23 protein-coding genes are annotated in these 20951 nt (G+C 64.2%); 10 read left to right on the top strand and 13 right to left on the bottom strand.

Annotated features, from left to right (window positions below; all coding sequences use genetic code 11):
* Positions 1 to 134: 134 nt before the first annotated feature.
* On the bottom strand, positions 135 to 572 hold the full coding sequence (locus tag AC1Q7H_RS38175; RefSeq protein ID WP_211979818.1) for a YciI family protein: 438 nt from the start codon (positions 570 to 572) through the stop codon (positions 135 to 137).
* A gap of 152 nt (positions 573 to 724) precedes the next feature.
* Between AC1Q7H_RS38175 and AC1Q7H_RS38170 the strand changes: the two genes are divergently transcribed.
* On the top strand, positions 725 to 1090 hold the full coding sequence (locus AC1Q7H_RS38170; RefSeq protein ID WP_013957056.1) for an ArsR/SmtB family transcription factor: 366 nt from the start codon (positions 725 to 727) through the stop codon (positions 1088 to 1090).
* 40 nt (positions 1091 to 1130) lie between these two features.
* On the opposite strand, the gene arsB is transcribed toward AC1Q7H_RS38170, so the two are convergent.
* The 7 genes from arsB to AC1Q7H_RS38135 form a co-directional block, all read right to left on the bottom strand.
* The gene (gene arsB, locus AC1Q7H_RS38165; protein WP_211979819.1) at positions 1131 to 2207 is read right to left on the bottom strand and encodes an ACR3 family arsenite efflux transporter; all 1077 of its coding nucleotides are present in this window, start codon (positions 2205 to 2207) and stop codon (positions 1131 to 1133) included.
* Positions 2208 to 2223: 16 nt separating this feature from the next.
* Complete coding sequence (locus tag AC1Q7H_RS38160; RefSeq protein ID WP_013957058.1) at positions 2224 to 2718, bottom strand: arsenate reductase ArsC; 495 nt, start codon at positions 2716 to 2718, stop codon at positions 2224 to 2226.
* A gap of 14 nt (positions 2719 to 2732) precedes the next feature.
* A complete protein-coding gene (locus AC1Q7H_RS38155) occupies positions 2733 to 3215 on the bottom strand; it encodes an ArsI/CadI family heavy metal resistance metalloenzyme (protein WP_211979820.1) in 483 nt (160 codons plus the stop codon).
* A 13-nt stretch (positions 3216 to 3228) separates the two neighbouring features.
* Complete coding sequence (locus tag AC1Q7H_RS38150) at positions 3229 to 3543, bottom strand: ArsR/SmtB family transcription factor (RefSeq protein WP_013957060.1); 315 nt, start codon at positions 3541 to 3543, stop codon at positions 3229 to 3231.
* Between the two features lie 118 nt (positions 3544 to 3661).
* Positions 3662 to 4357, bottom strand: a complete 696-nt coding sequence (locus AC1Q7H_RS38145) for a hypothetical protein (protein ID WP_013957061.1) — start codon at positions 4355 to 4357, stop codon at positions 3662 to 3664.
* A 101-nt stretch (positions 4358 to 4458) separates the two neighbouring features.
* Positions 4459 to 5844 (bottom strand): alkaline phosphatase, encoded by a 1386-nt coding sequence (locus AC1Q7H_RS38140; protein WP_013957062.1) that lies wholly within the window; start codon positions 5842 to 5844, stop codon positions 4459 to 4461.
* 26 nt (positions 5845 to 5870) lie between these two features.
* Entirely contained in the window at positions 5871 to 7322 is a 1452-nt protein-coding gene (locus tag AC1Q7H_RS38135) for an alkaline phosphatase (RefSeq protein WP_211979822.1), read from the bottom strand.
* Positions 7323 to 7564: 242 nt separating this feature from the next.
* Here AC1Q7H_RS38135 and AC1Q7H_RS38130 point away from each other — a divergent pair, with 242 nt between their 5' ends.
* The 5 genes from AC1Q7H_RS38130 to AC1Q7H_RS38110 all read left to right on the top strand — a co-directional run bounded on the left by AC1Q7H_RS38130 (position 7565) and on the right by AC1Q7H_RS38110 (position 14374).
* Entirely contained in the window at positions 7565 to 7963 is a 399-nt protein-coding gene (locus AC1Q7H_RS38130; RefSeq protein WP_211982275.1) for a hypothetical protein, read from the top strand.
* A 66-nt stretch (positions 7964 to 8029) separates the two neighbouring features.
* Positions 8030 to 9331, top strand: a complete 1302-nt coding sequence (locus tag AC1Q7H_RS38125; RefSeq protein WP_211979823.1) for a TolC family protein — start codon at positions 8030 to 8032, stop codon at positions 9329 to 9331.
* Positions 9328 to 10872 carry an efflux RND transporter periplasmic adaptor subunit gene (locus tag AC1Q7H_RS38120; RefSeq protein WP_211979824.1) on the top strand — a complete coding sequence of 515 codons (1545 nt, stop codon included), beginning with the start codon at positions 9328 to 9330 and terminating at the stop codon, positions 10870 to 10872. Before AC1Q7H_RS38125 ends, AC1Q7H_RS38120 begins: the two co-directional genes overlap by 4 nt.
* Complete coding sequence (locus AC1Q7H_RS38115; RefSeq protein ID WP_211979825.1) at positions 10869 to 14039, top strand: efflux RND transporter permease subunit; 3171 nt, start codon at positions 10869 to 10871, stop codon at positions 14037 to 14039. Before AC1Q7H_RS38120 ends, AC1Q7H_RS38115 begins: the two co-directional genes overlap by 4 nt.
* Complete coding sequence (locus AC1Q7H_RS38110) at positions 14036 to 14374, top strand: copper-binding protein (protein WP_013957068.1); 339 nt, start codon at positions 14036 to 14038, stop codon at positions 14372 to 14374. Before AC1Q7H_RS38115 ends, AC1Q7H_RS38110 begins: the two co-directional genes overlap by 4 nt.
* A gap of 78 nt (positions 14375 to 14452) precedes the next feature.
* On the opposite strand, the gene AC1Q7H_RS38105 is transcribed toward AC1Q7H_RS38110, so the two are convergent.
* Entirely contained in the window at positions 14453 to 15331 is an 879-nt protein-coding gene (locus tag AC1Q7H_RS38105; protein ID WP_211979826.1) for a LysR family transcriptional regulator, read from the bottom strand.
* A gap of 127 nt (positions 15332 to 15458) precedes the next feature.
* On the opposite strand from AC1Q7H_RS38105, the gene AC1Q7H_RS38100 reads away from it, so the two are divergent.
* Entirely contained in the window at positions 15459 to 16529 is a 1071-nt protein-coding gene (locus AC1Q7H_RS38100) for an alkene reductase (RefSeq protein ID WP_153954647.1), read from the top strand.
* 41 nt (positions 16530 to 16570) lie between these two features.
* Positions 16571 to 17158: an isochorismatase family protein gene (locus AC1Q7H_RS38095; protein ID WP_013957070.1), complete on the top strand. Its 588-nt coding sequence runs from the start codon at positions 16571 to 16573 to the stop codon at positions 17156 to 17158.
* A gap of 73 nt (positions 17159 to 17231) precedes the next feature.
* Here AC1Q7H_RS38095 and AC1Q7H_RS38090 read toward each other — a convergent pair whose 3' ends face one another.
* Positions 17232 to 17558: a hypothetical protein gene (locus tag AC1Q7H_RS38090; protein WP_010810552.1), complete on the bottom strand. Its 327-nt coding sequence runs from the start codon at positions 17556 to 17558 to the stop codon at positions 17232 to 17234.
* Between the two features lie 272 nt (positions 17559 to 17830).
* Between AC1Q7H_RS38090 and AC1Q7H_RS38085 the strand changes: the two genes are divergently transcribed.
* A complete protein-coding gene (locus AC1Q7H_RS38085; RefSeq protein WP_238552994.1) occupies positions 17831 to 18109 on the top strand; it encodes a hypothetical protein in 279 nt (92 codons plus the stop codon).
* Position 18110: 1 nt separating this feature from the next.
* On the opposite strand, the gene AC1Q7H_RS38080 is transcribed toward AC1Q7H_RS38085, so the two are convergent.
* The 3 genes from AC1Q7H_RS38080 to AC1Q7H_RS38070 all read right to left on the bottom strand — a co-directional run bounded on the left by AC1Q7H_RS38080 (position 18111) and on the right by AC1Q7H_RS38070 (position 19987).
* Positions 18111 to 18512, bottom strand: coding sequence for a TraR/DksA family transcriptional regulator (locus AC1Q7H_RS38080; protein WP_211979827.1), 402 nt, complete (start codon positions 18510 to 18512; stop codon positions 18111 to 18113).
* 236 nt (positions 18513 to 18748) lie between these two features.
* On the bottom strand, positions 18749 to 19081 hold the full coding sequence (locus AC1Q7H_RS38075; protein WP_153953580.1) for a glycine zipper domain-containing protein: 333 nt from the start codon (positions 19079 to 19081) through the stop codon (positions 18749 to 18751).
* A gap of 327 nt (positions 19082 to 19408) precedes the next feature.
* Positions 19409 to 19987 carry an elongation factor P gene (locus tag AC1Q7H_RS38070; protein WP_013957074.1) on the bottom strand — a complete coding sequence of 193 codons (579 nt, stop codon included), beginning with the start codon at positions 19985 to 19987 and terminating at the stop codon, positions 19409 to 19411.
* Between the two features lie 330 nt (positions 19988 to 20317).
* On the opposite strand from AC1Q7H_RS38070, the gene AC1Q7H_RS38065 reads away from it, so the two are divergent.
* Positions 20318 to 20755 carry a universal stress protein gene (locus AC1Q7H_RS38065; RefSeq protein ID WP_211979828.1) on the top strand — a complete coding sequence of 146 codons (438 nt, stop codon included), beginning with the start codon at positions 20318 to 20320 and terminating at the stop codon, positions 20753 to 20755.
* The last annotated feature ends 196 nt before the right edge of the window (positions 20756 to 20951 follow it).

Below are 20951 nucleotides of genomic sequence, written 5' to 3'. Positions count from 1 at the left end.
TTCGGTGACCGCTTCACCAACGCCCTACGCTGAGATTTATTTAACCGACCTCAGCACACAGAATTCCTGACACCTCCCGCCCCCGCCTCGCAGACAAGCGCGAGGCACCTTGCCCTGTGCGTTTGGGGCTCCCGTCAGCGCGCCTTGTTCGCAAGCGCTTCTACTTCAGCGCGCAACCGCTCTTCCTGCTCCCGCAGTTCTGGCGTGAATTCAGCACCGAAGTCCTCGACCTCAAACAGCGGGCGAATCTCGATTTCGGACTCGCTTTCCATGGGGTTGGGGCAGCGCCTGACCCATTCGACAGCCTCATCCATTGACTCGACCTGCCACAACCAGAATCCGGCAACGAGTTCGTTGGTTTGCGGAAACGGCCCATCCGTCACAGTCCGCTGGTCGCCCGAAAAGCGCACCCGCTTTCCCCTGGCGCTCGGGTGCAAGCCCTCGCCCGCAAGCATGACGCCTGCCTTGACGAGCTCTTCATTGAACTTGCCCATTGCCGCAAGCAACTCCGTGCTTGGCATCTTGCCGCTTTCTGATTCGCTCGTGGCCTTCACCATCACTATGACACGCATTGTGTTCCTCCTAGACGGAATCGTTGGCGCCACAAAATACCGAAGCGGAGCCGCTGCGGCAGTGAGCGCCGGAACCAGGATCCAATCAGAATAGTTGAATTCGACAGCACCTGACTTGCGCGGACCGCGCCAGTGCCTCTACAGTTCGACCGATGAAGAATGAAACTGCCGTAGCAGCGCTCGCTGCACTTGCCCAGGATTCCCGATTGGCGATCTTCCGCTTGCTGGTCCAGGCCGGCCCGGACGGCGTCAGCGCGGGCCGGATCCGCGAAGCGCTGGGTGTGGCACCCGCGACGCTGTCCTTCCATCTGAAAGAACTGGTTCACGCCGGCCTCATCAAAAACACACAGGAAGGCAAGTTCGTGATCTATCGAGCCCAATTCGAGACGATGAACGCGCTCATTGCCTTCCTGACGGAACATTGCTGCGAAGGCAATCCGCAAGGCTGCGGCGTGCCGGATGTAGCATGCAAGCCGGCGGCCACTAAACGCGGCGGCGTCTCGACCGAACCGGCCTGAGCATCACGGTCGTCGAGATCAGAGCGCCCTGGGGCGAGCGTCAGGCCTTGCGCCCCGCTTCATACCAGCCTTGGGTCCGATTGACGATGCCGACCACCAGCAGCATGACCGGCACTTCAATCAGCACCCCGACCACGGTTGCCAGCGCCGCCCCTGACTTGAAGCCGAACAGGCTGATCGCCGTCGCCACCGCCAGCTCGAAGAAATTGCTGGCGCCGATCAGCGAGGACGGGCCCGCCACGCAATGCGCCACACCCAGCTTCCGGTTCAGCAGATACGCCAGGCCGGAATTCAGGAACACCTGGATCAGGATGGGCACCGCCAGCAGCGCGATCACCAGCGGTTGCTCGATGATGGCCTGGCCCTGGAAGGCGAACAGCAGCACCAGCGTCAACAGCAGCGCGGCGATGGAATACGGTCCGAGCTTGCCCACGACCCGCTGGAAATGCGCCACGCCCTTGCTCAGCAGCAGCTTGCGCAGCACCTGCGAAATCGCCACCGGCACCACGATATACAGCGCAACCGACGTCAGCAGCGTATCCCACGGCACCGTGATCGACGACAGGCCAAGCAGCAGTGCCACCACCGGCGCGAACGCCACCACCATGATGGCATCGTTCAGCGCCACCTGCGACAGCGTGAAATACGGGTCGCCCTTGCAGAGCTGGCTCCAAACGAACACCATCGCCGTGCACGGTGCCGCAGCCAGCAGGATCAGCCCGGCGATATAGCTGTCGAGCTGCTCGGCGGGCAGCATGGGCGCAAACAGGTGCCGCACGAACAGCCAGCCCAGCAGCGCCATCGAGAACGGCTTGACCGCCCAGTTGATGAACAGCGTCACACCGATGCCGCGCCAGTGAGATTTCACCTGGCCCAGTGCGCCGAAGTCGATCTTCAGCAGCATCGGGATAATCATGATCCAGATAAGGATGCCGACCGGCAGGTTCACCTGCGCGTACTCCATGCTGCCGATCGCCTGGAACGCGCCCGGCATCGCCTGCCCCAGCGCAATCCCGACGATGATGCACAGGGCAACCCAGATGGTCAGGTAGCGTTCAAAGAAGCCAATGGCGGGCTTCGTCGAAATGGGGGCGTGGGTGGTTGCGTGCTGATTCATTGGAGTTCCGGCGCCTTCAGTTCTTCGCGATCGCGTTGAGTGCGTCCTGCAGCTGCGCATTGCTCATGCCTTCCAGCGGCAACGCCAGCAGTTGCAGCATGCGGTAGCCAATGGCCTCGCGCGTCAGCTCGAATGCCAGGCGCTTGCCTTCGTCGCCGCCCAGGGCGTTGGACGGATCGGCATAGCCCCAGTGCACCTTGACCGGGCTGCCAGGCCAATAGGGGCACTGCTCCGCCGCGGCGCTGTCGCAGACCGTGATCACGATCCGCATTTCCGGCGCGTTGTCGCCGACGAATTCGTCCCAGCTCTTGCTGCGGTAGCCGGTCACGTCGACACCGGCATTGGTCAGCGCCTCCAGTGCGAACGGGTTCAGGCGCCCGCTCGGTGCGCTGCCGGCGCTGAAGGCGCGCACATCCTTGCCGAGCTTCCTGGCCCAATGGTTGAGCATCCCTTCGCTCAGCACACTGCGGGCGGAGTTATGGGTGCACAGGATCAGAACGTTGGTGGTCATGGGAGAAGGTGTGCTCAGCAGCACGACGAGTTGGAGTTCACCGCAATCCCGATCGGCTTGCCGCGCGGGGCACGCGGGGCACAGCAGGCGGAGCCTTCGGCGGACGTCGGTTCAGACTTGCTTTCACCAAATACAGGTACGTTGCCCAGCGTATGGAAGTGCTCCCATGCAATGCCCTGTGGATCGGTAACCCAGTGCTTTTCGCTGCGGGCATAGCAGCAGGTGGTTTCACCCTGGTCCAGCAGCGCCATATCGGCCGCCTCGGCGCGCGCTTTCAGTTCAGCAAGCTCGGCGGCGTCATCAGTCTGGAAACCGAGATGGTCGACGCCCGCCCCCTGGCCGCGCGTGGAGATTGCGAAGTTGATGCGCGGATCCTCGAGCATCCATTTGGCGTAGTCGCTCTCGACTCGCGTCGGTTCAGAGGCAAAGAGCTTCGAATAGAAGGCAATGCTCTTGCCAAGGTCGTCGACATGGACGTGAACGTGAAAGCGCTTCATCTGGACATCTCCATCAGCAGTGACAGGAAACCGCCGCTTCCTCGACGCCTTCGCAGCAATTGGCGGTCAGGTAGCCGAGCAACGCATTCATATGCGCGAAAGCGGCGCGATAGATCAGGTTGCGTCCGTCCCGCTCCTGCGTCACCAGGCCGGCGTGCGCCAGTTCCTTCAGGTGGAACGACAAGGTGGCCGCAGGCACGCCCAGCCGCTCGACCATCGCGCCGGGTGTCATGCCACCCGGGCCGGCGACGACCAGCATCCGAAAGACCTGGAGGCGCAGCCCGTGGGCCAGTGCCGCAAGGGAGCGGACAACATCATTCTCTTCCATATTTCTACAATACTGGAAATGTGGGATTGATGCAATACCCGATCCGGCGAAGCGCTGCGGGCGCCCTGCCCGCCGTCCGCGTCGTTCCTGGGACAACCTGGCCCGCGATGCCCGCGTCCTAGTCCATCAGATCCGTGTACTCACCTTTCGCATAGGGCCTTGTGCGGTTCCACGGAGCGGGTTGCGGCAAGGCAGCGGCGGTCACCCGCGTGATCTTCTTCTGCGTGCCGCTGGCATTGCGCGACTGGACCAGTCGCGGATACTGGCCGGCCACGTCCCACTGGACCGTCACCTGTTCATCGCCGCGCTTTGCGCGGTACTCCTGCACACCGCCGCGCGCAGGGCCGCTTGCGCTCATGGTCTTGAGCGCTGCCGGATCCAGCAGGTGGTAGGCGGTCGCCCACGAGCCGTCGAAGCCGACGTTGCCATACTCGGCCGGGCTGACTTCGAAGGTCTTGCGCATGGCGTCGCTGACCAGCCGCACCGACAGCTTGCCGGACGGCTGCCGCTCGATCCAGCGCGCGGCGGCCGACATGTCCATGTGCTTATGGCCCTTGTCTGCCTTGGCGTGCTCGGCTTCGTCATGTGCCCCGTGCGGGATCTCGCGCTCGATCCAGACCGTGCCGCCCTCGCGGTAGACACGTTCGGTGAAGTAGATGTCGCGACGCACACCGTCGGCCCCGATCGCCGACAACTCATGCTGCACGCGCAGCGCCAGGGGGCCGGTGGCCTTGGCCGGCTCTGCCGCCACGGCGGTGAAGGCTGCCGAGACCAGCAGCAGTGCGAGGACTGGAGTGGCTTGCTTGGTTTTCATGAAATCCGTTCAGAAAGCGAAAATGCGCACGCCGGCAAACCGGCGCGCGCATGGCATCAAAAGACACTGTGCTCAGTCGTGCAGCAAGGCCGCGGCCGCCATCAGAGGCCCAGCGCGGACTTCACGACGCTGAAGACCTTGGTGTTATCGATGGTGCCCTTGAGCGCGGCATTGCCCGGCCCCGTCGAGAACAGCATCACATCGCCGCCGCCGTGGGTTTCCGAGCCCGGCGAGCCGAGGTTCACGCCGACTTCCTGCAGGTAGCCGTCGGCCGTGGTGTCCACCAGCGCGGGATTGTCGCGCGGGGACTTGCGCGGACCACCGCCGTTGCCAAACACCAGCGTGGTGTAAGGCAGGCCGTCGGCCGCCGTGGCCGGCTGCTTGGTCTTGATGTCCGTCACCGTGCCCAGGATCGGGTTGCCGCGATGCGAGTAGCCGTTGATCGTCATCGTGTGGTCGTGGTCGGCGGTGACGACGATCATCGTGTTCGACAGGTCCACCATCGACAGCGCACGCTTGATGGCATCGTCAAACGCGATCGTGTCTTCCAGCGCGCGCTTGGCGTTGGTGCCGTGCAGCGCATGGTCGATCCGGCCGCCCTCCACCATGAGGAAATAGCCGCTGCCGTTCTTCTGCAGGATGCGGATGGCCTTCTCGGTCATGTCGGCCAGGCTAGGCTCGTCGACATTGTTCTTGACGCGGTCCAGCTCGTAGTTGAGGTGGTCCATGTTGAACAGGCCGAGCAGCTTGTTGGTGGATGCCGGATCCACGGCTTTGAACGCGGTGCCGGTGGTCACATAGGTGTAGCCCGGGAACTGCGTGGTCAGGTCGACGCCATCCGTGCGCTTGCCACCCGCGGCACTGGGCAGGAACTGGCGGCGGCCGCCGCCAAGCAGCACGTCCAGGCCGTCCTTGAGCGCCGTGTTGTAGCCGGCGTTGCCGGGCGTTGCCTGTGCGGCGATGTTGTTCTCGCCGTCGCGGTGGCAGACGTGCGAGAAGGTGGCCGCCGGCGTCGCGTGCGTCACGCGCGTAGTGGTCACCGCGCCGACCGACTTGCCGGCGGCCTTGGCCAGTTCCAGCACGGTCACGACCGGCGAGCCGTTGCCGCTGGGACAGGTGCTGTCACCGGCGCTGGTCACATAGGACTTGCCGGTGCCGTCGCTGGCCTTGGTATCAGCCGACATGGAGATGACTTCGTTGTTCATCTTCACGCCGGTCATGTAGGCCGCCATCGACGGCGCGCTGTCGGTGGTCTGCGCGTCGTTCGAATACGTCTTCACGCGCGCGGTGCGCTTGAGCGACTCCATGTTGAGCTTGCCCGTCTCGCCATACTTGTAGATGCGCGAAGCGGTGACGGTGGTCGGGCCCATGCCGTCGCCCAGGAAGAAGATGACATTCTTGGCCTCGCCCGCGGCTTGCGCAGGGAGGGCAATGCAGGCGCAGGCAGCCGCAACTGCGGACAGGCCGGTTCGAATGATGAGTTTCATGGCGTTATTCCGTCAGCGATAGTGGCTTAGAGGTCGATGGCCGTCTTGATCAGGCCGAACACCTCGGTGTTGTTCATCACACCGGTGAAGGATTCGGCACCATTGCCCAGTGCGCCGATAAAGACATCGGTGCCGCCATGGGTCTCGCCACCTGCCGCCATCGGGATCGCGGCTTCCTGGTGATAGCTCTTGTCGTAGACCTGTGCATCGGTCAGCGCGGTGCGCGTGGCCGGGCGGTTTTCGCCGTTGCCGAAACCGATGATGGTGAAGGGATTGCCGCCGGAGTCCGTGGACAGTGCGCCGGTCACGTAGTTCTTCAGCAGGCCCAGCACGCCGGGGTTGCTGTCGCTGGTGGGGCCGGTGCGCTTGGCGTAGCCATTGAGTACCAGCGTGTGGTCATGGTCGGCGGTGACGACGATCAGCGTGTTCTTCAGGCCCGGGTCGATCACGTTGAGCTTGTCGATGGCGGTCTTGATCGCGGTGTCGAAGGCCACGGTGTCCTGTAGCGCCTTGCGCGCGGTGGTTTCATGCAAGGCGTGGTCGATGCGGCCGCCTTCCACCATCAGGAAGAAACCCTTCTTCTTCGCGGCAAGCACGTCGATGGCCTTGCTGGTCATCTCCGCCAGGCTCGGCTCGTCGCCGGGAACGCGGTCCAGGTCGTAGGCCATATGGCTGGACGTGAACAGGCCTGCCACCTTCTTGGCGCTGGCGGCGTCGATCTTGTCGAACTCGGCCTTGCTGGACGCGTAGGTATAGCCGGCCTTCGTCAGCTCGCCAACCAGGTCGCGGCCGTCGGTGCGGGCGCCACCCGCGGCCTTGCTCTGGAAGTGCTTGCGGCCGCCGCCGAAGATCACATCGACGCCGTCGCCTAGCGCGCTGTTGTAGCCGGCGCCGTTCGGCACCAGTTGCGCGGCGATGGTGTTCTCGGCATCGCGGTGGCAGACGTGCGCGTAGGTCGTGGCGGGAGTCGCGTGCGTGATGCGCGTGGTGGTGACCACGCCGGTGCCATAGCCTGCCGTCTTCATCTGCTCGAGCAGCGTCGGCACGCTCTGGCCGTTGCCGGAAGCCGGGCAGGTGCTGTCCGCGCCGGACAGATAGTCCTTGCCGCTGGCATCAAAGGCACTGGTCTCCGGCGTCATCGAGATGACTTCGTTGTTCATCTTGACGCCGGTCATGTAGGCCGCCATCGACGGCGCGCTGTCGGTCACCTGCGCGTTGTTCGAATAGGTCCGGATAAACCCGCTCTCGGGGAGCGTGTCCATGGTCAGCTCACCATCCTCGCCGACCTTGTAGATCCGCGCCGCAGTCATCGTCGCCATGCCCATGCCGTCGCCAAGGAAGAACACGACGTTCTTCGTGGGCGCGGCGCTGCCGCCAGCCGGCGGCTGCGTGACCGACGCATTGCTGTCATCATCGCTGCCGCACGACGCCACGGCCAGCGCCAGCAGCGGTGCCGCCAGTATTGAAAGACGCCTCATATTTCCTCCCCGTTGGTTTTGGCGGGAGGATGCACGACGAATATTTCGGCACCGTGACGCGTCACATATAGACGGCAACGTTGTCACTGCAGTCAAACATCGGAAAGTGCAGCATCAGGCAGCTCGCCATGATCGGCCTGTTGAAGGCGAACGGCCCACCTGTGCGGCGAGCTGCCGCAGTAGTGAAGCTGCCTGGTGACGCTGAACACTGCTATATTGTCGCCAAAACAGGCACCGCTCTCGTGGGTAAATCGCATCGCCGGCCATGGTTCGCCGGCTTCCTCCTCGTTGTCTTCCTGGCAGCCCAGCTGGCAGCGGCGGCGTACGCTTGTACCGGCAGCCGCCACCAGGCGGAACACAGCGGCACGATGGCGGCGATGACCGAGTCCTGTGCCGAGATGGCCGCCAGCGACAGCCAGCAAGGTATCGACCAGAGCGGGCTTTGCCTCGCGCATTGCCAGGCCGATGCCAAGAACGCCGACCATGCTTCGCCGCAGCTTCCGGCCTTCATGCCGGTGCTGATGCGCGTGATTGAGCCAACGCGCGTGGTCCTGGCGGAGGTTCGCGTTGCGCTGCGCGCCGAGGCAGAGGCGCGCGGTCCACCACCCCTCACCATCCTTCACTGCAGTTTCCAGACTTAGCCTCCGGTTCGACGTCACCTGGTGCTGCCCGCCATGCGGGCAGCAGTCGTCGTTCCTGGAGGCTTTATGCTTTATCTACGTCACCTGACCGTGGCGCTGCTCAGCGCGCCCGCAGTGGGCCTGGCTGCGCCGCAAGGCGCGCCCGGGCAATCCGCCCCTTCCCTCTCCCTTGAGGAAGCCGTCGCGATCGCAAGCGCCCATGCCGGCGACGCTGAATCGTCGCGCAGCGCCGTGGAGGCCGCCGGGCAAATGGCGGTAGCCGCCGGCCGCCTGCCGGATCCCGTGCTCAAGCTCGGCGTCAACAACGTGCCCGTCAACGGCTCGGACGCGTTCTCGCTGAGCCGGGATTCCATGACCATGCGCTCGATCTCAGTGATGCAGGAATTCACGCGTGCGGACAAGCGCCGCGCCAGGGCCGCGCGCTTCGAAGCCGAAGCCGCCGCTGCCGACGCGCAGCGTGCGGTGGGGCTGGCAGGCGTGCAGCGCAATGCGGTCAATGCCTGGCTCGACCGGTGGTATGCGGAGCAGGCCGGCGTGCTGCTCGGCCATCACAGCCATCCACTTGAACTGGCACTGCAGGCCGCCACCGCGGCCTACCGCAGCGGGCGCGGCTCGCGTGCGGACGTACTGGCGATGGAGCTGGAAATCCAGAAGCTGCACGACCGCGAGGACGAGAACCGCGCCGCGCTGGCGACCGCCACGCTGAACCTGGAGCGCTGGGTCGGCGCCGCTGCAGGGCGCCCGCTGTCGGATCGGCCACCGCTTGAAGTGCCGCCAGGCGCCCGGCAACTCGCCAGGGGCGAGTTCGAGGCCGTGCCCGAACTGTCGGCTGCGCAGCGCGACGTGGCACTGGCCGAATCGGAGATCCAGGTAGCAACGGAAGCCCGCAAGCCGGACGTGACGGTCGAGCTGATGTACAGCCAGCGCGGCTCGGCCTACTCGAACATGGGCTCGCTCAATGTCAGCTTCCCATTACCGTGGGACCGGGGCAACCGCCAGGACCGCGAAATCAGTGCGCGGCTGGCGCAGGCCAATGACGCGCGGGCCAGGCTGGAAATGGTCCGGCGCAATACCCAGGCCATGGTCGGCGCCAGGCTGGCCGAGCTGCAGCGCAACCTTGACCGGCTGCGGCGCTACGACGACAAGACCTTGCCGCTCGCCCGGGCACAGGCGGATGCGGCACTGACGGCCTACCGCGCCAACACGGGCACCTTGGTGGCGGTCGCCGAAGCCAACCATCGCGCCATCGACACCGCCATGGATCGCCTGCTGCTTGAGGCAAAGACCGCAAAGCTGTGGGCGGACCTGAACTACCTGGTGCCGTTGCCTACCGTCCAGACCGAAGCCGCAGCGAAGGAGGCAAAATGAAGAAGCACGCCATTGCAGCAGCCGCCGGGCTGGTCGTCGCCTGCATCGCCCTCTACGGCGCTTACCACTTCGGGTTCACGCGCGGCACGCAAACTGCGCAACCGTCGGGCACGCCTGGCGCGGAATCCACCGTACTCAAGGCCGGCGACATCGATCCCAAGACCGGCAGGAAAATCCTGTACTGGCACGATCCCATGGTGCCGGGCCAGCGCTTCGACAAGCCGGGCAAGTCGCCCTTCATGGAGATGCAACTGGTGCCGGTCTACGCGGACGGCGATGGCGGTGGCAGCGGTGTCACCGTCGACAGCCATGTCGCACAAAACCTTGGCATTCGCACCGCCGAGGCAAAGCCTGGACGGCTGACCGCGATGCTGCAGGTGCCAGGCAATGTCGCCATCGACGAACGCAGCGTGCAGATCATCCAGGCGCGCACCAACGCCTTTGTGCAGCACGTCGCGGTCCGGGCGACCCTTGACCCGGTCCGGCGTGGCCAGGCGCTGGTCACCCTGTACTCGCCCGACTGGGTCGCGGCGCAAGAGGAATACCTGGCCGTGTCGCGCATGGCAGGAAGTGAACACCTGGGCGACCTGCGCGGCGCGGCGCGGGCTCGCATGCTGCAGGCGGGCATGACGCCGGGCCAGGTCAGTGCGGTCGAGAGATCCGGAAAATTGCAGTCCGGTATTGCCATCGCCAGCCCGGTCGATGGCCTCGTGACCGAGGTGGCGGTGCGCGAGGGCATGACCGTGTCGCCGGGCATGACGCTGTTCCGCCTGGCTGATCTCAGCCAGGTCTGGGTGATTGCCGAGGTACCAGAGGGCCAGGCCGGCACTATCCGGGCCGGCGCGGCTGCGACGGTACTGCAGGGCGGCACGGCCGGCCCCCTTGCCGGCAAGATCGACGCCATCCTTCCCGACGTCAACCCGGCGACCCGCACCGTCAAGGCCCGCATCGACCTGCCCAACCCCGGCAGGCGCCTGCTGCCGGGCATGTTTGTCAGGGTCAGCTTCGACAGTGGCGCACAGCAGGAGGCGTTGCTGATCCCGTCGGAGTCGGTCATCCGCACCGGTCAGCGCAATATCGTCATGGTCGATGCCGGCCAGGCAGGGTTCGTTGCCACCGATATCAAGACCGGCCGCGAGGCCGATGGCATGGTCGAGGTGCTGGACGGACTGGCGCCGGGGCAGAAAGTGGTCACGTCCGGCCAGTTCCTGATCGACTCGGAAGCCAGCCTGCGCGGCAGCGCGGAACGGATGACGGCCACACCAGCAGCGTCTGCACCTGCCGCGCCGGCCGCAGAGCATGAGGGCACCGGCCGCATCGAAGCCGTGAACGGCAGCGAGAGCCTGACCATCTCGCACGGCCCGATCCCGTCGGCACAGTGGGGCGCGATGACCATGGACTTCGCCGCACCGCCAACTGGCCTGCCCAAGGGACTGAAGCCTGGCGACCGCATCCGCTTCCGCTTCCACCTGGACCGCGATGGTGCGGCCACGCTGTCGTCGGTCGAGCCCGCCGGCACCGCCCAGGGAGCCAGGCCATGATCGCGCGCCTTATCCTGGCCTCGATCCGCCACCGCTTCCTGGTCCTGCTGGCCACGGTGATGCTGACCGCATGGGGCCTGTGGGCGGTGCGGAGCACGCCGCTCGACGCCCTGCCCGACCTGTCCGATGTACAGGTGATCATCCGCACGCCCTTCCCCGGCCAGGCGCCGCAGATCGTCGAGAACCAGGTCACGTATCCGCTGACCACCACCATGCTGTCGGTACCCGGCGCCAGAACGGTACGGGGTTACTCCTTCTTCGGCGATTCGTTCGTCTATGTGCTGTTCGAGGATGGCACCGACCTGTACTGGGCGCGCTCGCGGGTGCTGGAATACCTGAACCAGGTGCAGTCCCGCCTGCCCGCCGCGGCCAGGCCGGCGCTGGGGCCGGATGCCACCGGCGTCGGCTGGATCTACGAGTACGCGCTGGTGGACAAGACCGGCCAGCATGACCTTGGCCAGTTGCGTGCACTGCAGGACTGGTTCCTGCGCTTCGAACTGAAATCGCTGCCCAATGTGGCCGAGGTCGCTTCGCTGGGCGGCATGGTGAAGCAGTACCAGGTGGTGCTGATGCCGGACCGGATGCGCGCCTACAACCTGTCGCAGGGCAAGGTGCTGGCGGCGCTCAAGGGCGCCAACCAGGAGGCCGGCGGGTCGGTGCTGGAAATGGGCGAGGCAGAGTATATGGTCCGCGCCAGCGGCTACCTGAAGACGCTCGACGATTTCCGGCAGATCCCGCTGGTGACCAGCGATGCCGGCATTCCGGTGCGGCTGGGCGATGTCGCCGTCGTTCAGCTTGGCCCGGAGATGCGGCGCGGCATCGCCGAACTTGACGGCCTGGGCGAGGTGGCCGGCGGCGTCATCGTGATGCGCTCAGGCAAGAACGCGCTGGAAACCATCGAGGCGGTCAAGGCGAAGCTCGCCACGCTGCAGAAGAGCCTGCCTGCCGGCGTGCAGATCGTCACCACCTACGACCGCTCCACGCTGATCAAGCGCGCGGTGGAAAACCTGACGCACAAGCTGGTCGAAGAGTTCGCCGTGGTCGCGCTGGTGTGCCTGCTGTTCCTGTTCCACCTGCGTTCCGCGCTGGTGGCTATCGTCTCGCTGCCGCTGGGCGTGCTGGCCGCCTTCCTGGTGATGCGCTACCAGGGCATCAATGCCAACATCATGTCGCTGGGCGGCATTGCCATTGCCATCGGCGCCATGGTCGATGCCGCGGTCGTGATGATCGAGAACGCGCACAAGCAACTGGAGCACTGGCATACGGACCATCCCGGCCGGGCGCTGACAGGGGACGAGCGCTGGGGCGTGATCGGCCGGGCCGCCACCGAGGTCGGGCCGGCGCTGTTCTTCTCGCTGCTGATCATCACGCTGTCGTTTATCCCGGTCTTTACGCTGGAGGCGCAGGAGGGCCGGCTGTTCTCGCCGCTGGCCTTTACCAAGACCTATTCCATGGCCGCGGCGGCGGGCCTGTCGGTGACGCTGGTGCCGGTGCTGATGGGCTACCTGATCCGCGGCAGGATTCCTTCGGAGCAGTCCAACCCCTTGAACCGATGGCTGATCCGCGCCTATCGGCCGGTGCTTGCACGGGTGCTGGCCTACCCGAAGACCACCCTCGCGATCGCCGCGGTGCTGCTGGCCGCGACAGCGTGGCCGATGATGCGTACCGGCGCCGAGTTCATGCCGCCGCTTGACGAGGGCGACCTGCTCTATATGCCGTCGGCCTTGCCGGGCCTTTCCGCCGGCAAGGCGGCGCAGCTGCTGCAACAGACCGACCGCCTGATCAGGACCGTGCCCGAGGTGGCGACCGTGTTCGGCAAGGCCGGCCGCGCCGATACCGCGACCGATCCGGCGCCCCTCGAGATGTTCGAGACCACCATCCAGTTCAAGCCGCGCGACCAGTGGCGTGCCGGCATGACCCCCGACAAGCTGGTGGAAGAACTCGATCGCGTAGTCACGGTGCCGGGACTGTCCAACATCTGGGTGCCGCCGATCCGCAACCGCATCGACATGCTTGCCACCGGGATCAAGAGCCCGGTCGGCATCAAGGTGGCGGGCGCGGACCTGAAGGAAATCGATCGCCTGGCGACGCGCATCGAGGAAACCGTCAGGACAGTGCCGGGGGTGACATCGGCGCTGGCCGAGCGGCTGACCGGCGGGCGCTATGTCGATATCGATATCGACCGCGTGGCGGCCGGCCGCTACGGGCTGAACATCGCGGATGTGCAGAGCGTGGTGTCGTCCGCCATCGGCGGCGACAATGTGGGCGAGGTCGTCGACGGGCTGGCGCGCTTCCCGATCAACGTCCGCTACCCGCGCGATTACCGCGACTCCGTGGAGAAACTGCGCAGCCTGCCCATCGTCACTGACAAGGGCCAGCATATCGTGCTGTCCGACGTGGCGCGCATCCAGGTGGTGCAGGGAGCCCCGATGCTGCGCAGCGAAAACGCGCGACTGTCGGGCTGGGTGTATGTCGACATCCGCGGGCGTGACCTGCGCTCGGCTGTCCGGGACATGCAGGCCGCCGTCGCGAAAGCGGTGCCGATGCCGGCTGGCTATTCCCTAAGCTGGTCGGGGCAGTTCGAATACCTGGAGCGGGCCGCCGCAAAGCTGAAGGTGGTGGTGCCGTTCACGCTGCTGATCATCTTCGTGCTGCTGTACCTGGTGTTCGGCCGCCTCGATGAAGCCCTGCTCATCATGGGCACGCTGCCGCTGGCGCTGATCGGCGGCTTCTGGCTGCTTTACCTGCTGGGCTACAACCTGTCGGTTGCCGGCGTGGTCGGCTTCATCGCGCTGGCGGGCGTGGCGGCGGAATTCGGCGTGATCATGCTGCTCTACCTGAAGCAGGCATGGACCGCGCGCGCGAACCAGGGCGATGCCAGCCCGTCCGCGCTGCTTGAAGCCATCCAGGAAGGCGCGGTGCTGCGCGTACGCCCCAAGGCAATGACCGTCGCCGTCATCCTTGCCGGCCTGGTGCCGATCATGTGGTCGCATGGCACCGGCTCCGAGGTCATGCAGCGCATTGCCGCGCCGATGGTGGGCGGCATGCTCACCGCGCCATTGCTTTCGCTCTTCGTGGTGCCGGCGGTGTATTTGCTGATGCGCCGGCGCCAGACCAGACCTCAACCTGTTTCCGTCCACCCATCACTGCAAAAGGAACCCCAATGAAATCCATCAAGACGCTCGCCCTCGCCCTTGCCTTGACCATCACGCCGGGCGCATTCGCAGCGGGCTCGATGGACGGCATGAACATGAAGCCGTCCGCACCCTCGCAACAGGTGCCACAGCCCGTGGCGGCCGAAATCAGGAAGATCGATGTGCAGGCCGGCAAGGTCACGCTCAAGCACGGACCGATCGCCAACCTGGGCATGGGCCCGATGACCATGGCGTTCCCCGTCAGGGATCGCGCATCGCTGAAGGAATTCAAGGAGGGCGAGGCGGTATCCGTGACATTCGACAACGTTGATGGCAAACCTACGGTCGTGGAAATGCGGCGCAAGTGAGGTTGACCGTCACCGAAGGTGGTTGCGCGCTAGATGCACAATCACTGCGGCTCCCCAAGCGACCGACATTTGCCGAGCTCACGCTTTGGTGCCCAAGCGCTCCTTCAGGAACTCGATAAAGCGCTGTGTCTTTGCCGGCAGCAAGCGTGTCTCGGTCAGGGCATAGACCGGCGTCGGCCTGGTCTGCCAGTCAGGCAATATCCGGCGCAGGCGGCCGGCCGCCACATCCTCTGCCGCGACCTCCTCGGCCAGCAATATCACGCCCAGGTCCAGCGTTGCCAGGCGTCGGAACATGCCAACGCTATTGACGTAGAACCTTCCCCCCACCTCCACCTCGACGGTCTCCTCACCGCGATGCAGCGCCCACTTGCCTGCCTTGGGAAAACCGATGCACTGATGCCGTACCAGGTCCGTGGGATGGGTCGGCTCGCCAGCGCGTTCCAGGTAGCCCGGTGAGGCATAGACCTGCACCGAAAGGCGCGCAAGCAGGCGGGCGATCAGGTTCGAGTCCGTCAGCTCGCCCATGCGGATGGCCACATCGAAGGGCTCGGCCACCAGGTCGACACGGCGGGGCGTGAGGTCGAAATCAAAGGTGATGTCCGGGTAGCGGGCAGCGAACTCCGCAATCAGGGGCGCCATGTAGATCATGGCGAAGTCGACCGGCAGCGACGCGCGCAGCACGCCGCTCGGCTGCGCCAGCATCTCCCCCAGTTGCTCGTGTGCAATCCGCGCTTCGTCGACGATGCGCTTGCAGCGCTCGTAGTAGATCTGCCCAGCCTCGGTCAGCTCGACCTTGCGCGTCGTGCGATGCAGCAGCCGCAGGCCGATGGCCTTCTCCAGCGCGCTGATCCGCCTGGACAGTGTGGAGTTCGGCACACCGGTGGCAGCGGCCGCGCCACGAAAGCTCCGCGTCTGGGCGACCTCCACAAACAAGGCCATGTCATTGAGCAGTTCCATCTGGATTGCGCCATTTTTGGATCAATGATTGCCAATCTATCATCTTTATCTCGTCAATGAATTAATCGAGCATACGTCCATGGGCTTCCCTTCGCCGCCTTCGCCCCAACCCGTACAGGAATTGACCATGAGCCAACTGTTCACCCCCGTCCACATCGGCCGCCACATCGCGCCGAACCGCCTCGTCATGGCGCCGATGACCCGCTCCCGCGCCGACGCCGACGGCGTCCCCGGCGACATGACCGTCACCTACTACGCCCAGCGCGCCAGCGCCGGCCTGATCATCACCGAAGGCGTGTTTCCGTCCGCCATGGGCAAGGGCTACGTGAATACGCCCGGTATCGAAACCGAGGCCCAGGTTGCCGGCTGGAAAAAGGTGACTGAAGCCGTGCACGCCCGCGGCGGCCGTATTTTCATGCAGCTGATGCATTGCGGCCGGATCTCGCATCCGTCGCTGCTTGATGGCGCAACGCCCGTGGCACCGTCGGCCATCAAGCCCGAGGGACAGGCGTGGACGCCTGCCGGCCAAGTCGACTTCGTCACGCCCCGCGAACTCAGCCTGGCCGAGATCGCCGGCGTCATTGACGAATATCGCCAGGCCACCCGCCGCGCCATCGACGCGGGCTTCGACGGCGTCGAACTGCATGCGGCCTCCGGCTACCTGCCCGAGCAGTTCCTTTCGTCTGGCAGCAACCACCGGCAAGACCAATACGGCGGCTCGGTCGAAGGCCGCGCTCGCTTTGTGCTGGAAGTGCTGGCCGCGATGGTGGCCGAGGTCGGCGCCGACCGGGTCGGCATCAAGATCTCGCCGGAGATGAACTACAACAGCATCACCGATGCCACGCCCCAGGAGACCTACACCTACCTCGTCGACAAGCTTCGCGGCCAGGGCCTGGCCTATCTGCATGTCGCGCTGTTCGGTGCCACGGTCGACTACCACACCCTGCTGCGCCCGCGCTTCGACGGCACCTACCTGATTGGAGGCGGGTTGACGCAGGACAGCGCCGCAGCCCTGCTGGCCGATGGCAAGGCCGACGCCACCGTCTTCGGCAGCGCCTTCCTCGCGAATCCCGACCTGCCGGAGCGCTTCCGCCAGGGCGCCGCGCTCAACGCGCCGGACCGCAACATGTTCTTTGCGCCGCCGACGGCCCAGGGATACATCGACTATCCGGCGCTGGCTGAAGCCGAAGCGGCTTGAAGCAAGGGGCGTTTGCCCCATTCACCATCAAGGAATGCATCATGAAGTTCGAACGATTCACTGCAGACACCGCCGCCCTGCTCCTGATCGACCATCAGGTAGGCACCATGGGCTGGGTGAAGTCCATTCCCTTTGACGAAATGAAGCGCAACGCGCTGATGGTGGCCAAGACCGCGGCCATCCTGAAAGTCCCTGTCGTGATGACCTCCAGCATGGAGGAGTACGCCCAGGGACCGCTGATCAGCGAGCTGGCGGACATTTTTCCGGCTGAGTTCGCTGCGCGCATCAAGCGCGTTGGTGTTGTGAATGCCATGGACGATGAGAACTTCGCGGCGGCGGTGAAGGCTACCGGACGCAGGAAATTGATCATCGCTGGCGTGACCAATGACGTGTGCACGGTGTATCCGGCGTTGAGCCTGGTGTCGCAAGGTTATGAAGTGCAAGTCGTCGCGGATGCCGGCGGATCGCCGAGCAAGATGGCTGACGATATTGCCTTGCGGCGCATGGAGAAGAATGGTGTCACGCTGACCAGCACCAACCAGTTGATTGCGGAACTGGCCGGGAGTTGGGCTACGCCCGAAGGCAGCCGCATTGTGCAGGAGGTGATAATGGGGGCTTTGCAGGGCTGATGGGGGGCGCCTATGTGGGCTGGGGGCAGGATGCAATCAGCCCCGGCTGGTTGGACCGGGGCTGTCAGATTAGTTAGTGCAGTTGGCGCTTCAGGTCAGCAAGTTCCGAATGCATCGAACTGACTGCATCCTTGACCTTTGCATCGAGACTGCCGGCCTGCTGGCAAGCGCGGTCTGCACGATCACCGATCCGTTCGAGATCATCGACCCACTGCCGGATCCGATCCTCATCCTTGGAAGACACGACCTTCGATGCCGATTTGCACTCCTTGTCGAGCTCATCCACCCAGTTCATCAAGTCTTGTGGAATCCCCGTATCGGCATGACAAGTCCGTGATGTCTCGCTGATGGTTTGCTGCAGATGACTAAAACGTTGCTGCATTTCACTGGCTTGCAACATGATGCCCCCTTCGTGAACACCAATCCACATGAGTTCAGGCAGCAGATGATTGTGTGTTGCCTGTGCCATTGTCATTCGCCCGCATCAGTTGGCTGCCGATGAAGCTCCATTGCGCAGCCTCGAAGCGCGCGAAGGGCACTTTTTCAGTCTAGGTCAAATTCAACCGCACGCTCCGATGTGATCCCCGAGGTTCCGCGGCATTACTAGGCATTAGCCGCGCCTCGCTATATCTTGAATTCAAGACAGTCCGGCGCTCGGGCTGAGCTACGGACATGCGTAAATTGCCGGAGGCTGAAATGTTGGAAAGAAAGCGGTCTTACAAGGGATTCCACGTTGCCCTGTTCGTGCCGGAGGTGATTGAGCCAGGCAAGCCAGGCGGGCGAGTCCAGATCTCCACGCGCAATGAGGACATGGGCATCCGCTTTACGCCGGACTGGCCCCACCCGCCCGCAACGCTGCAGGAGGCAGAGGACTGGCTTTTCGCCTACGCCGCCGGGATCATCGATTGTGAACTGGCTGGCGGCTTCGGCATTGATCTCAGGAACGAGTAAGTCAGTTCGGCGACGAAAGATCTGCGGAAGCCGGTCGGCGCGTCTCCTGCGCCTGGCGGGGATGGCTGTGTTCGTGGAGATTCTGGCATGCCGTGCAGCGCATGGCGGTCGGGTACGCCTGCATGGCCTGCTGGCAGTCAATACAGACGCCATACTGGCCACTCCTCATCCGTGACCGGGCTGCTTCAATGTCGGCCAGTTGCATGCGATAGTGTTTCAGCATCGCGTCGCCCTGGCGCTGCACAGTCTTTTCGTCCGCCATTTCACCATCATCAAGCTGTTCACGTTGTGTTGGCGCCACGACAGGCGAATCCGCGGTTCCGGCGACGGCACGGATGCGCAACTCCTCAGCGTCCATTTGGGCCACCAACTTCGCCAATTCTTCCTTTGTCAGCCCTTCCATGACTGGCCTCCTGGATGAGCATCCTGCGGGTCGCACGTAAGCAGACCCTCCAGCGTAGCGCGCCTGGGCAATCGCACTTGGCGGGCACAGTTGCTGTATTGCCGCTCAGATGTGTTGCCACTCAGATCGAGGCTCCCGCAAGGCGCCGTAGCCATTTGCCGGCATGGCAAAAAACCACGTGTCCCTTGCGGGACCGGCACGTGTCACAGCCGTGCCGGCGCCGCAGTCACGAATGCCTAACGGTGGCTGGCAGCCAGCGCGACGATAGCGCCTGTCGTTGCCGCGATGGCGGCCACGGTACCCATGCTTTGCCATGGATGCTCATGAACGTAGCGATCAGTCGTTGTCGCCCACTCGGAGACTTTGGCGCGACCTTCTTCGCGCAACGTAACGATGCGCTCCTGCAGCGCGCGCTGCCGGGCCTTGAGTGCATGGCGCTCAAGGCTGGTCCCTACGCCGGTTTCGGCTTTGACATCATGAAGAAGTGCCTGAACGTCGGCCATCAGCGTATCGACGTCGCGGGCCAATGCGTCCTTGCGCATAGAGAAATCGGATTGGATGTCGTTCATCTTGCCCTCCTGTTAGCGAAATCATCGCGGTGCGTCGCGCAGCACGATTGGCACTGTGTCAAATATAGGATTGGGTTGACCGCCCGGCATGACAAACAGCAAGCCACGACGAAGCGGCGCGGAAGGGGGCAAGAGGACCGTGGCACTCCTGAGCGACGACGATGGTCATGCGTCACGCATGGCATGCCCATACTTGCATAGGATGCATACACGAGGCGCAAAGTGAAGGACAGGTGCCGGATACGGTACTGCCGACGCTGCCGGCCCCGTCCCGGCGGGACTGTACGCGGCGCCGCGCATGCAGGGAGCGATGGCGCGGCACTGGCGTCACGACTTTCGCGTCCCTCGCCTTATCCGCTCCAAATATTTTCCTGAAGCGACCTCGATTCGCACCGTGTCCCCTTCCTTGACGAACTGAGGAACGAGAACTTCCATGCCGTTATCCAGCGTGGCAGTCTTGAAGGTAGAGGTTTCATGCTCGTGCAGGCCCGGCGGCGTGGACATGATGGTTACCTCGACGGCAGCGGGGAATGCGATGGTGACTGGCTCGCCCTCATAAAGCTGCACCGGGATTCGCATATTGGGGCGAAGAAATTTCTGGTATGCGCCCATGGTTTCCGCAGGAAAACTGATCTGTTCGAAGGTGTCGGGATTCATGAAGAAAAAGGCGTCACCATCGGTGTACAGATATTCCATCTCCTGGTGATCAAGCGCGACCTCTTCGAGCTTGTTGCTCGGGTGCAACCGCAACTCCTTGATGTGACCAGTCTTAAGGCTCTTGAACTTGGCGAAAACTGCGCTCCCCTGTTGGCCGCCGCCGGCGTGGTACCCGGCGCTGGTAACGCTATGAAGTTCACCTTCAAGCATGATGACCATGCCCGACTTCAGTTCGGAAGCTTCGACCATTGGTGTCTCCGCCTGGGCGGCAAGATTTCGCCTTCAGCCTAGCACCGCAGCGCCCCTTCAACAAAGGGCCGGCGGCGACAGCGGTACGCTGAACGAGAAACTCGACGGCGCCGACCGCATTGGGAAGATTGCGCACCTGCGACAGCGGGATGTTGCAGCGCCGAATGCACAAGGCTGATAGGGGGCCAGACCGCCACGGGTCGCCCTGCCCCTGATCAGGGAATCGAGAAGCGCGTCACACCAGAGCAGGAATGATTGTCATACCATCAAGTTCGTAGAGCGTGCCAGCGGGCCGAGGCGGATGGTCCCGCCGGCCACAAGGAGGCCAACATGTTTCAGCATATCCTGGTACCCACCGATGGATCGGCACTCTCCGACGCTGCCGCGCGCATGGCGGTGAAACTCGCCAAGGCATTTGAGGCGAGGATCACTGGATTGCACGTCATCCCGGAATTCCATGTCCTCACGCATCGGGCTGACATGCTGGAAGATGCCCAGGAGCGCTACGCACAACTTGCCGAAATGCATGCGGAGCGATACCTGGCGGTGGTCGCACAAGCGGCAAAGGAAGGGGAGGTGGCATGCGAGACGCTCAGCGTTACCCACAACCACCCCTATGAGGCGATCATCCTGACCGGGGAGGAACGTAACTGTGACCTCATTGTCATGGCGTCGCATGGCCGAGCCGGCCTGCAGGGGCTGCTGATCGGCAGCGAAACCCAGAAGGTCCTGACGCATTGCCGGATCCCGATCTTCGTGTTTCGCTAATCAATACTGCAGACCAACCGCACGCGGCGCAGTGGCGAGCGTCAACCCGACTCGGCCCCTTGACCTGAGCCTTGGCACAAGAAAATGTTTGATGAGAACCCCGCGAGCTATCTCGCCGGAATCGAGTAGGGTGAGGGGTCACCCCCTCAGCCCTCTCACACCACCGTACGTGCGGTTCCGCATACGGCGGTTCATG

It is taken from the genome of Cupriavidus sp. GW823-FHT06D04 (assembly GCF_058795055.1).
Note: the sequence above shows the minus strand (reverse complement) of the source record. Positions and strands in the feature narration are given on the sequence as shown.